Origin of the sequence: Cellvibrio zantedeschiae, from assembly GCF_014652535.1 — a bacterium.
In the GTDB taxonomy this organism is placed as follows: domain Bacteria; phylum Pseudomonadota; class Gammaproteobacteria; order Pseudomonadales; family Cellvibrionaceae; genus Cellvibrio; species Cellvibrio zantedeschiae.
This window is the reverse complement of the sequence record NZ_BMYZ01000004.1, coordinates 165,989-181,387: the sequence shown is the minus strand read 5'-3', so window position 1 is coordinate 181,387 and position 15,399 is coordinate 165,989. Positions and strand designations below refer to the sequence as shown.

Here is a 15,399-nt window from a genome sequence, read left to right as displayed (position 1 = left end):
AGTATTAGAGCATCAATACAAAAGAATTCGCATAACAAATAACAGCTACACACAAAGGCGGAGCTTTGAAGGATTTCATTAACAACACCATTACGCTGAATGTCCTGCTCTGTGTCAGTTATTTTCTATTGGCTACTCTAGGTTTTCAATGGGGTGCGTTAACGGCTAACGCCACGCTTTTATGGCCACCCTCAGGCCTCGCCGTTTTTGCATGTATTGTTTTTGGTTATCGTGCGCTACCGGGTTTGGTATTGGGCGCGATTATTTCCAGCCAGAGCATTTCGTTTTCGAACCCCGCTGGCGCCAGCGCCTTTGCTTATTTCATTGCAAGCATCACCGGTAGTGCAAGTATTTTACAAGCGTTTGTTATTGCGCGCTTTTCAAAACATTATTATTTAAACAATTTCTGCGTTACAACATCTTCTGCAGTTTATTTCACGCTAAAAGTCTTAATTTTTTGCACTATTGCGGCAACCATTGGCAATATCACACTTTGGCAAGCCGATATCATTAATCTTGCTACAGCCTTGCAAAATTGGGCAGTCTGGTGGATGGGCGACAGCATTGGTGTGTTAATTATTAGCCCATTGTTGTTGTGGATTTATCACCGCAAAGCTTTTTCCCAACGTCCGCAAACCCATGCGTTCCTTATTTTTTGTGCCGGCATCGGCATGGTGCTGCTTACAGTAGCCGCAGTAGGCCATAACGAACGCGAAACTTACCAGAAAAACTTAATCCACGAGACAGAAAATTTACAGACGGGAATTCAATCGAATATTGATTTAGCAATTCGCGATCTCAGCACCTTGCAGGAATATTTTTCAAATAATATTCCCAATCAAGATGAATTCCGCAAGCTGACAGAACCTTTGCTAAAACGTAATCCGTCGCTTGATTCCTTCAGCTGGATACCGGCAACCAACAGCAAACAAGCGAACCTGGCGCTCAATTTTAACGATGGCTTCGAGCTTGCTCGCAGCAAAGAGACAAGTTCATCCTGGCAAACCGCTAACGATCAAGGTTTCACAAATGATCTTCTTGCGGATTTAACCAAAAAACTTTCAATCGCTAATAGCGACATTTTTTTACGAAGTGATGCTGACGGAAAGCAAAGCGCCAGCCCAATAATTAATTTAGCGGCCCCTATCTATAGTTGCAGCCATGCCCAAAAACACCAATGCAAAATTCATAACGTGGTCAGCAGCGCTCTCAATTTAAACTCGCTTATGCACTCTGTTACAAGCCGAAACCCGTTGGTGAAACTCGACATTCAACTCGCAATCAACAGCTCACCACACCAAATCACTTATTGGCAATGGAGCGGGGATCAATGGATTAAACAAGCCGAAGGCAATCTAAGTCTCGTTAAAAGTTCAACCCTGCTACATGGAAGAATTCCTGTTATTAAAATAATGGATAGCCAATGGCAATTACTGGTTAGCCAAAAAAATATTTCCATTTGGTTTTTACCAAACCTGCTGCAATGCTTTATCTTCGTTATCGGATGTGCACTGGTATGTTTATTAAGTGCTTATTTACAAGCGCTCTATCGCCAGGATCAATTAATTATTGATAGCAGGGAAAAGCTCAAAGAAGAAATCAATAGCCAGACAGAAGCATTGCGTGCTGCGAATGATTGGCTGTTAAAAGAGATTGAAGAAAAACGCACAACACAAGACCAGCTCAAAGCGAGTGAAGCGCACATGCGCGCGCTCTTAGACAACATACCTGATCCTATCTGGTTTAAATCTCCCGAAGGCGTTTATTTAAGCTTTAATAAAGCTGTAGTTGCGCTGTTTAAACGCAACGAAAAGGAAATGATAGGAAAAAAAGCCGGCGACTATGTTGACGCAGACTTCGAAGCCACTATCAAAAGATTTGAAGCCAGCGTATTAGCCAGCAAAAAAGCTGTCAGACGCGAGCTGTGGATGCACATACCAGCCAGTAACGAAAACCGTCTGATGGATACCATTAAAGTCGCAATGCGCGATGAAAATAATAAACCTACGGGCATCCTGAGCATTGCGCGGGATATTACCGAGCAACATTATTTAATTGATGAACTGGAAAAATTTAAACGTTTTTCTGAATATGCCAGCGAAGGCTTTTCAATTATGTCCTTGTCTGCCGAAACCTTGTATATGAATCGCAGCATGCAGCGGATGTTATTAAGCGACAATACATTTTCACACAATCACTTCCTGAACTATTTTCCAGCAGACCTGCACGAGCAATGGCGTGAAGATATTTTTCCCTATGTATTGTTAAAAGGGTATTGGCAGGGCGAGTTGGCGGCGCTAAGGGCAGATGGATCGCGTTTCCCCACCAAAGCTACTTTTTTCGCACTGCGCGATGATAAGGGGAAACCTTTATACATCGGCGAAATCATGAGTGATATTTCCGAACAAAAACAAATTGAAAAATCTTTGCAGGTAGCCAAGGAAGCAGCAGAAGAAGCCACACGAGCCAAGAGCCGTTTTCTCGCTAATATGAGCCACGAAATCCGTACACCGCTTAATGCTGTTTTAGGTTATTCACAATTATTGATGACTGAGCCGCAGCTCTCTACACAACAACACGAGCGGTTGCAGGCAATTCTCAATGCAGGCCAACGCCTGCTACATTTGATTAATGATGTTTTGGATTTATCGAAAATTGAGGCCGGCGTTTTACATTTCCGACAAGATCTTTTTGACTTGCGGCAGGAGTTAAATGACACCATTGCTATCATGCGCACCAAGGCAACTGCAAAGGGCCTGGCTTTGCATTACGATATTCAATTGCCAACACCTGCCATAGTGAAAAGTGACCGACAAAAAATTGGTCAAATCATTTTAAATCTGTTGGGCAACGCTATTAAATTTACGCACACAGGCGAAATTAATATCAAAGTGCAAACCGATAACAAAAGCCTGGTGATTAATATTATCGACACAGGCCCAGGGATTACTGCACAAGAATTGCAATTATTATTCGCCGTATTTAAACAGGGGAAGGCCGGCGAGGAATCTGGCGGCACTGGCTTAGGATTAGTTATATCCAAACACATTGCAGAAAGTTTAGGTGGCGATATCACCCTGGATAGCGAACCCGGCAGAGGCACGCGCGCATGCTTGCGTTTGCCACTTGAGATTGAAGAGGACACCGAAATTGATAGCGCACCTTTAGTCGTAAATGCCAAATTGGCTGAAGGTCAAGAATGCAAGGTGCTGGTTATTGAAGACGACCCGGCAAGCCGCGATTTGTTAGTGAATTTATTGCGCGACATGGGTTGCGATGTAAAAGAAGCACATAACGGCAAGGAAGGTCTTTTTAACGCACTGGCGCAAAAGCCGGATATTATTTTCACGGATATTCGCATGCCGGAACTAAGCGGGACTGACATGCTCAAGGAGTTGCGCAAAACTTTTGCAAAATCAGATTTACCTGTCGTGGCCGTATCCGCATCCAGCCTTGAACATGAACGCAACTTTTATTTGGGTGAAGGCTTCCATGAATTTATTGGCAAGCCTTACCAATTTAGCGACATTTATAGCGCCCTGCAAAAATTTACCGGCGTAGCATTTGTTGCTACCGAAGATAGCTTGATAAGTCACGACCAGAACGTGATTGAAAGAGGCATCTGGCATATTCCAGATGAATTAATGGCGCTACAACAACAGCTTCAAACACTTAAATTAAGCCTAAATAGTGGCGATATGAATAACAGCAAAAAGCTTTTTGCTTTGCAGAGCGTGCAAACACTGGGTAAAAACTCCTACCAAAAGATTCACAATGCTATGCGCCAGTATGATTTGGTACTAGCAGAACAATTTCTTGATGAACTAATGGCGGAAATAGCAAGCGTCATTGATGCACAAAAAAATTAGGTTATTCCATATTTAATATAAACGTTACCGGCCCATCGTTTACAAGACTCACCTGCATATCCGCCGCAAATATTCCAGTAGCAATTTTCTCATGCTTGCTACCCAATTGAGCCACAAAATAATTGTACAACTCTTCTGCTTCCGCAGGCGGCATGGCACATGAAAAACTGGGGCGCAAACCTTTTTGCGTATCTGCAGCTAAAGTAAATTGCGAAACGACCAAGACCCCGCCATTAATTTGCTGAACACTGCAATTCATTTTGTTTTGCTCATCGGCAAAAACTCTATAGGCCAGCAACTTATCAATCATTTTGTTGGCCGTAACTTGTGTGTCGGTTTTTTCCAAACCGAGAAACAACAACAATCCTTGCTCAATATTTCCTACACATTCGCCATCAACATCAACTTGCGCTTTTTTTACTCGTTGGATTAAGCCTAACATTTATAAACCTGTCACTTGCGTAATATTGGATTGTGCCATTGATTGCTTACGATATTCAGTGGGCGTCATACCTACTTTTTTCTTAAATAAAGTATTAAAGGTGGCCTTACTGTTAAAACCAACATCATACATGATATCCAGCATATTTTTTTCTGCGCAAGCCGGATCAGTCAATAAGCGTTTGGATTCTTCGACACGGTAGGAATTAATGAACTCAAAAAAGTTGCAGGAAAAGTGGCGATTAATAAGATGCGATAAAATACGCGGCTGCATTTTTAGTTGCGCCGCCAATTTATCCAAGGTCAAAGCCGGAGCAAGATAAGGCTTTTCCTGCTTCATATAATCGACTACCTGTTTAATTTGGGCATCTTTTATTTTGTCCTTAGGCACATCGGCTTTTGCAGAATCTGTGTGTTTGGCTTCTATTCCCTCAAAAACGGACGAATGACCCAAACCAAAAAAGATCAGCATGCTTACCATAATGAAGGTGGTGTAATTACCAAGTAGCCCCATAATTTCAAAATTAGTTGTTACCCCAAAGCTTACCGACAACAAAATTAATACACCCACCAACACTGCCCAGACTCTGATTCCGAGGAAACCTATCGCCAGGATTTTCAACCAGGTGAGGTCTATTCGATCTATATCTGAAAAATTGGTTTTGATGTGCTGACTGTAGCGCTTTATCTCCAGAATACACATCACCCCCAGCGCCGCACGAAACACTTCCCTAAAGAGAGTTACATAATTCATATAGTGAGGTGCAGAGAATAGATTGTAGGCCTCCTGCAAATGGAGCTTGTCATGCCACGCCAAGCGGTAATAAAAGAGGATTTGATAAACGAGGTAGCTAAAAAACGGAATCAAAAAAATGAGATCTTTTTTTGTGAGGCGATAATCTTTGTAAATTAACGACCGCGTGTACCACAACAAAAACGGCGCCTCTAACCAATAGCCAAACCCAAAAACATAAAATAGATTGGGAGACCAACCTAAGGCTACATGGCGAAATTCAGCGCCAAAGCTGATAAGGATATCTAATGGAATTGCCGCTTGCTGCAACAGAAAAAAAGCCAAAAACACATTGCTTAGGGGCTTTTCACGCTTGATCGTCAGTAGGAGAATCGCAAACAAAATGCATTGATATGCCGTCATCAATAGCACGACATCGTGAGTATTGAAAATCACTTGATACATAGTCCCTCACACTCTTGTTATAAGAAGGTTGCACGCCAGGAAACTTTTTGGATTTTATTGTTGTTTTGAACTTTTAATGTTTTTTTAGATTTTAGCGAATTACTTTTTTATAAAGTGTAACCGCTAGATATGACTAAATGCACTCTGCTGAACTCAACTTAACTATTAGTTCTCACTTAAGCGTGAGAAATCTATTCGTGCGAGACCGCCACAAATAAAAATGGAGCCTTAAGGCTCCATTCAATTTTTTAACTTTTTGATGACTAGGCCAACTGATCAGGTCTTTCACCCAGATCTTTCGCCATATCATTGGTGGCTCGAATTAGTGCATCAACAATACCGGCTTCGCGCGATGCATGCCCCGCTTCGCGAATAATATTGAGCTCTGAACCAGGCCAGGCTTTGTGAAGTAAATAGGCGTTATCCAAGGGGCAAATTACATCGTAGCGGCCATGAACAATAACGCCCGGAATATCGGCAAGCTTGTGGGCGTCGCGCAGAATCTGGTTTTCTTCGAGGAATGCATTGTTCACAAAATAGTGGGCTTCAATACGTGCAAGGGAAAGCGCACGATGCGGCTCGGTAAATGACTCAACCACCTCTTGATTGGGGCGCAAAGTGGCAGTACGACCTTCCCACAGGGACCATGCTTTGGCGGCAGTCATTTGCTGGATTTGGTTATCGCCAGTGAGGTGGCGATAATAAGCGTTCATCATGTCGTGGCGTTCTTCTTCTGGAATGGGCTGGATAAAATCCTCCCAGTAATCCGGAAACAAACGGCTCGCACCTTCCTGATAGAACCACAACAAATCGACCGGGCGACAGAGAAAAATACCGCGCAGAATCAAACCTAAAACCCGCTCGGGGTAGGTTTGCGCATACACCAAACTCAGGGTTGAACCCCAAGAGCCACCAAACAAAACCCACTTATCAATTCCCAGGGTTTTACGGATAAATTCAATATCCTCAACCAGCTTTTGGGTACTGTTGGTTTGCAATTCTGCATGGGGACGCGAGCGACCCGCACCGCGTTGATCAAATAAGACTATGCGATAGATTTGAGGATCGAAAAAACGGCGGTCGAATTTGCCGCAGCCTGCTCCGGGGCCGCCGTGTACAAATAACACTGGGATACCATCAGGATTTCCTGATTCATCCACATAAAGTTCATGAGGTGGTTCAACTGCAATGATATGACGCTGGTAGGGTTTTATCTCAGGAAAAAAAGTATGCATAGACTGACCTTGTTATTTGCATGAAACTTATGTGAACCAAAGCAAGTTGAAGCACAAAGCGCCCCAGCACAAGGCCGGGCAATGTCTAAAGGTAGCACAGAGCGCCCGGCTTTAGGCGGACTTTTTGGTCCATTCCTCCTCCAAACCAACAAATAAAAGACCAATGTGCGCGCTACTGACATTTATTGGCAGCGGGTCGTGTAAACTTTGCTCAACCTCCTTAACTTTAACGTTGTAAAACCCGATTCAGGAATTCCATGCAACGCGCCGAACGCCTATTCCAACTGCTGACCTTGCTGCGCAATCGCCGCACGGTTATGACCGCCAAACAGTTGAGCGAGCATTTACAAGTCTCCGAGCGAACCGTGTACCGCGATATCCAATCGCTAAGCCTTTCTGGCGTTCCGGTTGAAGGCGAAGCAGGTGTGGGCTATCGGCTTTCGCATCGTTACCAACTCCCACCCCTGATGTTTGATCGCCATGAAGTTGAAGCGCTATTGCTGGGCGCGCGCATGGTAAGCAGTTGGGGCGACATGGATATGGCTGCACACGCCAAACAAGCCATACAGAAAATTCTTGCTGTACTGCCCGACCACTTGCGCCATAGCGATGAAAACTTACCCCTGCTCGTCCCGAATATGGAAGAAATACAAAAATTTTATACGGCGCACAGCCAACCTATCCGCGAAGCCATACGCGCCCGCCAGCGCATTAAAATTGATTACACTCGCGCCGACGCACAAGCTTCCACGCGCACTATCGAACCGCTGGGACTTATCTTTTGGGGCAAGGTGTGGACACTGGTTGCCTGGTGCCAACTCAGAGTGGAATACCGCACCTTTAGGCTTGACCGCATCAATACACTCGACGTGTTGAACGAAATTTTTGAAACCCACGATAACAAAAGCCTGAAACATTTTTTAGCGTTGCAGGATGAATCTTGTCAGGATTGGAACAATGATTGAAAAAATTCGCTGCCCCTGGTGCGGAGATGATCCCCTTTATGTTGACTATCACGATAACGAGTGGGGCACACCGCTGTATGACAATCAAACGCTGTTTGAGTTTTTGATTCTGGAGGGCGCGCAGGCCGGTCTTTCATGGATTACAGTTTTACGCAAACGTGAAAACTATCGCAAAGCATTTGATAACTTTGATCCGGCAAAAATCGCTCGCTATAGCGACGCCAAAAAAGCCAAGCTATTGCAAAACGAAGGCATCATTCGCAATCGGTTAAAAATTGAGAGCGCTGTTAAAAATGCCCAAGCCTACCTGGCCATGCAAAAAAACGGCGAAGACTTTAGCGAATTTTTATGGAGTTTTGTTGGCGGAAAACCCAAACAAAATAAATTAAAAAATATGGGTCAGGCAGTAGCCTCCACGCCAGAGTCAGATGCTATGAGCAAAGCATTGAAACAAAGGGGCTTTAATTTTGTAGGCACTACAATTTGCTATGCGTTTATGCAAGCCACGGGCATGGTGAACGATCACATCACCACTTGTTACAAATATAAAGCCAGCAGTACAGGTAAATAGCAGAAATGTACGACTCGCACTTTAACGAAAAACCCGAAAGCCATTATTTGTTTGTCTACGGCACACTTCGCAAGGAATGCGAAACAGGAGCGCATAAGGAATATTTGGGCAATGCAGATTTTGTGTCGCCAGCCAGAATTCGCGGACAATTATTTATGGTGGACTACTATCCAGGCTTGGTGTTAAGTGAAACCGAACATTGGGCCATCGGTGAAATTTATTTACTGGAAAACGAATCGCAATTGCACGATCTCGATGTCTATGAAGGTTGCGCGAAAAAATCACCACAACCGCACGAGTATGAACGTCGCGTGGCAGAAGTTGTTTTAAGCAGCGGCGAAACTATACAAGCCTGGACTTATGTATATCAACAAGACACCAGCGAATTAGAGGCAATAAACTCAGGCGATTTCCTCAATCGCTATTAGCTTCTTCCAGAGGAAGCTCAACATAAAAACAGGAACCTACACCTTCAGCGGAAGTAAAACCTATTGTTCCATTCATTTGCTGAATTAACTCTTTCGCGATAGCAAGCCCCAAGCCAGTACCACCGGCAGCGCGCGAATCAGAAGAATCTACTTGCGAGAATTTTTCAAATATCTTGTCCTGAAATTCTTCAGGAATGCCTTGGCCGTGATCCACCACTTCAATTCTCACTTTATCAGCGTGCACACTTGCGTTGATGACGATCTCATCACCCTTGTGAGAAAATTTTGCAGCGTTGGATAAAAAGTTGACCAACACCTGACGCAGCCTTCGCGCATCAACATTCACCAAGGTATATTCAAAACGCGGACCAATTAAAATATGCACACCATATTTTTGCGCGTAGGACGTCATGGATAAGCAGGCATCATCAATAATAGGCATTAAGGGTTGAACACTCATATTCAACTCCAATTTTCCTATAGAGAGCTTATCTATATCCAATAGATCATTAATAAGCTCCGTTAAACGTGCAGTATTTTTTTGGGCAATATCCAACAATTTTAAAGCCGACCCCGGCATAGTACCCAGCTGACCACCCACAGCTAATGACAAGGCGCCACCAATTGCTGTTAAAGGCGTACGAAGTTCATGACTCACAGTTGAGACAAATTCACTTTTCAAGCGATCGTTTTCTTTAAGCTTTTGCTGCATGATTTTCACTTTACCCAACAGCGAATCTGGATAAGCAGTCTCTATTTCACAATCCAAATCACCATGAGTAATAGCCTGCACGATTTCGGCAGCGTAATAGGGTTCACCACCTAATTGACGCAACAGCCGACGAACAAATCCAATACATATCACCGCGACAACCAGAGTCAAACACAGCACATAGAAAAGGAGCGCCAGCATTTGATGCTTCAGAGTCGTGATACGGCTGTATAAAATTGAATCCAATTGATCAATTGAAAAATGGGCATATCCGTAATAGCTATTCACACCTAAGGTAAACGCAGAATAGTATTGATTGGGGCTAAGACTAAATGCCTGTTTTGCCAGAATTTCGTTTTCCGCGAGATCAACAGCGTTTTGATATTGGCTCTTGGTGGCTTGGTAGTTTTCATAAATATTTATTCTACCGTTCTGTTTAGCGGCTACAGCTTTACCAATACTGAGATCCAAATAATCCATTCTGGATTTGCTGGCCAACAACAACGCTTTTAAGTGCGCACGCTCATCAAAGGTTGCGTCGCCTTTGGTTAATAATCCTGTACCGTAACCACGAATTTGCCCCAGGATTTCTGCCAGCTCCGGCAGTTGCATCAGGCTTGCTTCAATTAAAAAGTAGCCATCTGCAGCAGGGTCCAAACTCAACTGGTAATAATCCACAAGGCTACGCAAATATTGCAGCTGTAAATTAATGAGATAAGTGTGCTGTTCAAAGCTTTGTGTGTAATCAATATTTTTATGAGCCACTTTGCGGTGAATGTTGTGCCAATAATTAACGGTTTCAGCAAACCCGGCTTTAAGCTGCTCATTGGGATTCTTATCCAAATACACTTCGTACGCAAAAATCGCAGCTTCCAAATCTTCAGCTTTGGTGCGCTGCTCATGTTTGGACATGGTTGAATCTTGCAGGTAACGCGCGCACAAACCACGGTGCTGTTGGGTGCGCTGAATAATATTCAGCATCAACTGAACTTGCGGAAGCCCCTGCTGTTCTTTAGCGGCAAATTGGAGATTTTTTTGCACCTCTTTCCAATACAAATAAGTTGGCAAAAAGATGACAGAAAGGCACAAAAGCCCAAGAAAGGTGAATTTTTTCCACAAAGCTACTCGCTTCAACCGCTTGCCAATATCCATAATGCGCCTGAATAATCAAAAGTGAACAGCACCATATTGGTCAGCTGAACAAGATAGTGATTCATAAAGCTTAGCCCAAAATCCTCCGAAGAAGACTTTTGCGTGATAAAAACATCCCTGTTAGAGTGCCCGCTTATTGCTGAACATAGCTCCGGGACCAAAACTGCATGAAGAACAAATTCTCCGCCGTTACCGACGGTGCTGATCCACTATTCCACCAAGCCAAGCCCCCGGTTACTGGCGTTTTATTGGTCAACCTAGGAACTCCAGACGCCCCGACCGCACCAGCCTTGCGCCGCTATCTCGCAGAATTTTTAGCCGATCCGCGCGTCATAGAAATTCCGAAAATCGTTTGGAATCTGGTTCTGCACGGTATTATTTTGCGCGTGCGCCCTAAAAAATCTGCTGCAAAATATAAAACCATATGGACTGAAGAGGGTTCGCCACTGCTTGCCATAAGCAAGCGTCAGGCTAATGCGATTCAAACGCAGCTGGGCGAAACTGCCATAGTGAAATTAGGTATGCGCTACGGCAATCCATCTATTGTCAAAGCGCTGCGCGAATTCCAACAGGAAGGTGTGCGCAAGATCATTGTACTTCCGCTCTACCCTCAATATGCAGCGGCGACCACCGGTTCCACTTTCGATGCTGTGACACGCGAAATACAAAAGTGGCGATTTGTACCTGAATTACATTTCATTAATAACTACTGCGATCACCCGCTATTTATTGATGCACTGGCAGCAAGTATTCAGGAAGACTTTGCACAACATGGACAGCCTGAAAAATTATTGCTGTCTTATCACGGTATGCCCAAGCGCAACCTGGATTTAGGTGACCCTTATTTCTGTCTCTGCCAAAAAACTACACGACTCGTAGCGGCAAAATTGGGTTTACAAAAAGATGAATACCTAACCACCTTCCAATCGCGGTTCGGTTACGCAGAGTGGCTTCAACCTTATACAGATGCAACACTGGAAGAACTGGCTAAAAGTGGCGTGAAAAATGTTGCCATAATTTCGCCCGCTTTTAGCGCAGACTGCTTGGAAACACTTGAGGAATTAGCGCTAGAAAATCGTGAGATTTTTTTACACGCAGGCGGGTTGCACTACCGTTATATTGCTGCCTTAAATGATCGTAAAGATCATATAGAGGCACTAGTAGCATTGATTAACAGTAAATTGTAGTAACTTCTGAAACTACCTGGCTGTCACTCATCTCGAGTTAGAACTTCCAGCAATTCAATCTCAAAAATCAAATTGGAGTTGGGCTTTATTAAAGGGCCCATTTGTCGCTCGCCATAGGCCAAATGCGCAGGGACAAAAAGTTTGCGCTTGCCGCCCACTTGCATACCTATAATGCCCTGATCCCAACCCTTAATAACGCGCCCCGTTCCAATTACGCATTGAAATGGCTTGCCGCGATTATGAGACGAGTCGAACTCGGTACCATCATCCAGAAAACCGCGGTAATGAGCGGTAATTAAAGCACCTTTAACAACGGCCTTGCCGTCGCCTTTCTGAATATCTTCAATAATTAATTCAGTTGTCATTAAGCTTTCTCCCTCATTAAAAATGCCATTTTACCCGGATCGAAAAATTTTGCGCATTAATCGACATAGGATATTCGAAATAGAAAACCGTGGAAGTTTGTTCATTCGCAATTCAGCCTCGGAGTCATAATCTGCAAGCAAGACGATCCTGACAAGACGATGATAAGGAGCTTGCAATGATGACAATTAATGAATACTCCACCGAATTAGCTTGTGCCCTTAACGGCTACCGCGCATTAATCGTTCCCGACTTAGGCAACAGCAACGAACACGATTGGCAGAGCGTATGGGAGAAAAGTATCCCTCGCACTCGCCGCATTCTCATGCATGATTGGAATACGACTGACTGGGTAAAATGGCGCAACAGTATTATTGCTGCTCTGATCAGTATTGATGAACCCGTTGTGTTAATCGCAGAAGGTTTTGGTGCGCTGGCAGCTGCAAGCGTTGCTGCAGAATATCCCGGGAAAATTATCGCAGCCTTTTTAGTGGATCCCGCTAATCCCGACGATTTCGATCTGCGCAAAAAAATTCCAAAACAGGCACTACCCATTCCAACCCGAATTGTTATTCGCAATCAAACAGACACAAAGGCGGCTTTGTTGGCAGCACTATGGAGTACAGATTTATCACATTCAATTTCTATAGAAGCGCCACCTCATCAATCAACCATAGACTATTGGCCAGAAGGTATTCGCACACTAAATAGATTAATTGGAAAAACCCAACGCAAAACCGATGAAATAACGCAAGCCCGTACCAAAAAAATATTGGCTTACTTACGCGCAATTAAACAAACACACTCAATGAAACAGCTGGGCTGTCAGCCCAGCTAATGCATTAGACCTACAAAAATTATTTGGCTTGCGTTATTTGTAAGCTGGTGAGTAATTGATTGGTACGCAGGTCGACAATATTGATCTGATAAGTTCCGTTGATAAACGGATGCTTGATTTTATAAGCACCGCGATCTTTAAGATTGACCATGCCTTTTCCTTCATGATAATAAAAATACGGTTGATCAATCCCGACTGAATACAGTTTTGTTCCCGCGGAATCCACTATATCGGCACGGAGTTCACTGTGCGCTGTAACTGGCAGCAAAGTATCCAACAAATAATATGGTGTCGTTGTCGTTAGTTGATGTTCGCCATTACGAATATTGATTGTATGGCTAACCCAATGATTACTAACTACCGCAAGCCCGGAGTTTTCAGCTGCTTGCTGCTTTTGTAATTTCGTTGACGCAGCTTTGTCGAACGTCCAACTCTTTTGAAAGCTTTCATTTTTCTTGTCTTTCCAACCGGGAACAAACAAATCGCCATATGCAACATTATTAAATGACGCATAGGCATTTGGATTTTTAATGTATCCCAACAAATCCGTCAGTTCAGCCCTTACCGTGTAATTCGCAGTCGTTATGGTAGCTTCATCTATCGCGATGGAAGATTGGTTTGTTAATGCATTTTGCTTAACGTCGTTAATGTACCAATCAATTTTGGTTACATCACTATTCCATTTTTTTGCGATAGTGAGACGGCGTATACCAGATTCTTTAGTAGAAGTTACTGAACCCAAAAGTCCCAAGCGCTCATAAGTGGCCAATACCCAGGCCTCAGAATTAACGGGGCCGAGTGGAGCTTCTGTATTACGCATTAAGGAATCATACATCGGACGATAAAACTTATTGGGCGCATAAAAAGCACCGAGAAAAGCACCCACACCGTCAAAACCTGCTGTATTTACACCGGGAATTTTTGTCTTATCCGCAATCCAATGCTTCCAGGGAATCGAGTCGTAATCGTTAAAATTCGTTACGTTGGGAGTAGAGCCCTCTGTATAAACCGGATTTGGATTAAATATTTCATCGCTATATTCATCGGCCAACTTGCCATGAACATGACCGAACTCATGCATGATAACGTTGATAGGACTGTAATTAATGGTCATGGGGTAACCGCCCGTCGCCCTGCCATCCAAACTGGTATTTAAAATAATCCAATCTACATTGGGCACATATTTTTTCACATAGGCTTCGCCAGTTGTTTTTAAATCACCAATCAGAATCTTGCTTTCTCCACTCGAGAGGCTTGCATAATTCTCCGGAGCAGGATCTTTAATAACCGCAAGATTCCAATAGCTGCTGTACTGCGCCACTATGGGATTGCTTAATAATTTGGTGAATTCTTTGGTAACCCAATCAAGATATTTTTGGCGCTGCACCGAGTTTTCCGCAAACACGACATAGGTAACACCAATCCTATTCTTGTCACCCATCCAATATTCCACATCAACATAATCAATTTTGGATGAAATTTTTCGCGTTAAATGCTGAGGTTTGTTTTGATAATCAAAATCCAAGCTCAATGTTTTTACACCAGCAGCAACTTCTGGAGGAATAACAAATGCAATACTTTCAGAATCAATTGAGTACGGAATAGGCACATCACCTATCGACAATTTAAACAGGGTTCCGGAAGCTACCGGGGCCTGCGTATCGGGGTGATATGGAAGACTGAGGCGAATCTGATCACCAGTTGTAAATAATTTCTCGTTATTAATTTTAAACTTAAGACTTTCATCTACAACCGCGCGCACATGAAAATTAAGTTTGACTGCCTGTGCATTACCAGGCACTCCGTTTGTATATTTTGTCAAATATACAATGGCTTCGTCGTCTCCATAAAAATCTTCCGCCGGCGTGTAATTCAAATATAGTTTTGGATCAGCCCCTTCAGGAATAACAATTTTTACATTACCACCCTTGAGTGTATTTCCTTCTTTGACAAATTTATCCTTATCGGTACTACCCCCTATGTAGTCGTAGTTAGTTTTTATTTCACCACTTAAAACGCTATCTTCATCAAGCGTAAAAGACTGATCGTCCGGGGCAATTGCGACGGGTGTTGTGACAACTGAACTTGAAGAGGAGCTAGAACTTGAATTTAAGACGGAACTTGAACTGGAATTTGCAACAATTTGATTCCCTGTATTTCCTCCGGCACCTCCACCACCACCGCACGACGAGAGCATAACGACGAAAACAATTAGGGATGTATAACAATATTTTAACTTCATATTACTATCCTTATTTACTTCATACTTATTGTGTAATTAACCGATAACCATCGGTCTACGCTAACAGAGCACTATAGCGAATACAACGATTTCCATTTATTAGCCACACCAAATCAATTCATAAATACGAAAACTCCATGCACTAAAATTATTGCGCCAAAAAATATGATTCAATCATTTAACAATGGACTCGCAGCA

General features: G+C 43.4%; 12 protein-coding genes. 6 read left to right on the top strand and 6 right to left on the bottom strand.

The genetic code is table 11. The features are described 5' to 3' along the window. Window positions 1–65 precede the first annotated feature (65 nt). Window positions 66–3,869: an ATP-binding protein gene (locus IE104_RS17495; RefSeq protein WP_189420921.1), complete on the top strand. Its 3,804-nt coding sequence runs from the start codon at window positions 66–68 to the stop codon at window positions 3,867–3,869. A 1-nt stretch (window position 3,870) separates the two neighbouring features. Here the strand turns inward: IE104_RS17495 and dtd are convergent, their stop codons facing one another. The 3 genes from dtd to pip all read right to left on the bottom strand — a co-directional run bounded on the left by dtd (window position 3,871) and on the right by pip (window position 6,743). Further along, entirely contained in the window at window positions 3,871–4,311 is a 441-nt protein-coding gene (dtd, locus tag IE104_RS17490) for a D-aminoacyl-tRNA deacylase (protein ID WP_189420919.1), read from the bottom strand. Next, a complete protein-coding gene (locus IE104_RS17485) occupies window positions 4,312–5,508 on the bottom strand; it encodes a helix-turn-helix domain-containing protein (RefSeq protein ID WP_229838078.1) in 1,197 nt (398 codons plus the stop codon). A 263-nt stretch (window positions 5,509–5,771) separates the two neighbouring features. Further along, window positions 5,772–6,743: a prolyl aminopeptidase gene (gene pip, locus IE104_RS17480; protein ID WP_189420917.1), complete on the bottom strand. Its 972-nt coding sequence runs from the start codon at window positions 6,741–6,743 to the stop codon at window positions 5,772–5,774. Window positions 6,744–7,000: 257 nt separating this feature from the next. Here pip and IE104_RS17475 point away from each other — a divergent pair, with 257 nt between their 5' ends. From IE104_RS17475 to IE104_RS17465, 3 genes are read left to right on the top strand one after another with little or no spacing between them, the layout of a single operon-like run. Continuing rightward, window positions 7,001–7,708 (top strand): helix-turn-helix transcriptional regulator, encoded by a 708-nt coding sequence (locus tag IE104_RS17475; protein WP_189420915.1) that lies wholly within the window; start codon window positions 7,001–7,003, stop codon window positions 7,706–7,708. Then, on the top strand, window positions 7,701–8,279 hold the full coding sequence (locus IE104_RS17470) for a DNA-3-methyladenine glycosylase I (protein WP_189420913.1): 579 nt from the start codon (window positions 7,701–7,703) through the stop codon (window positions 8,277–8,279). Before IE104_RS17475 ends, IE104_RS17470 begins: the two co-directional genes overlap by 8 nt. A 5-nt stretch (window positions 8,280–8,284) precedes the next feature. Further along, a complete protein-coding gene (locus IE104_RS17465; RefSeq protein WP_189420911.1) occupies window positions 8,285–8,707 on the top strand; it encodes a gamma-glutamylcyclotransferase family protein in 423 nt (140 codons plus the stop codon). Here IE104_RS17465 and IE104_RS17460 read toward each other — a convergent pair. After that, complete coding sequence (locus tag IE104_RS17460; RefSeq protein WP_189420909.1) at window positions 8,694–10,460, bottom strand: sensor histidine kinase; 1,767 nt, start codon at window positions 10,458–10,460, stop codon at window positions 8,694–8,696. The genes IE104_RS17465 and IE104_RS17460 overlap by 14 nt on opposite strands. A 278-nt stretch (window positions 10,461–10,738) precedes the next feature. Between IE104_RS17460 and hemH the strand changes: the two genes are divergently transcribed. Further along, entirely contained in the window at window positions 10,739–11,758 is a 1,020-nt protein-coding gene (gene hemH, locus IE104_RS17455; RefSeq protein WP_189420907.1) for a ferrochelatase, read from the top strand. 23 nt (window positions 11,759–11,781) lie between these two features. On the opposite strand, the gene IE104_RS17450 is transcribed toward hemH, so the two are convergent. Then, the gene (locus IE104_RS17450) at window positions 11,782–12,123 is read right to left on the bottom strand and encodes an FKBP-type peptidyl-prolyl cis-trans isomerase (protein WP_189420905.1); all 342 of its coding nucleotides are present in this window, start codon (window positions 12,121–12,123) and stop codon (window positions 11,782–11,784) included. Between the two features lie 176 nt (window positions 12,124–12,299). On the opposite strand from IE104_RS17450, the gene IE104_RS17445 reads away from it, so the two are divergent. Further along, window positions 12,300–12,959, top strand: coding sequence for an RBBP9/YdeN family alpha/beta hydrolase (locus IE104_RS17445; protein ID WP_189420903.1), 660 nt, complete (start codon window positions 12,300–12,302; stop codon window positions 12,957–12,959). A 19-nt stretch (window positions 12,960–12,978) separates the two neighbouring features. Here the strand turns inward: IE104_RS17445 and IE104_RS17440 are convergent, their stop codons facing one another. Then, window positions 12,979–15,201 (bottom strand): M64 family metallopeptidase, encoded by a 2,223-nt coding sequence (locus IE104_RS17440; RefSeq protein WP_189420895.1) that lies wholly within the window; start codon window positions 15,199–15,201, stop codon window positions 12,979–12,981. Between the last annotated feature and the right edge of the window lie 198 nt (window positions 15,202–15,399).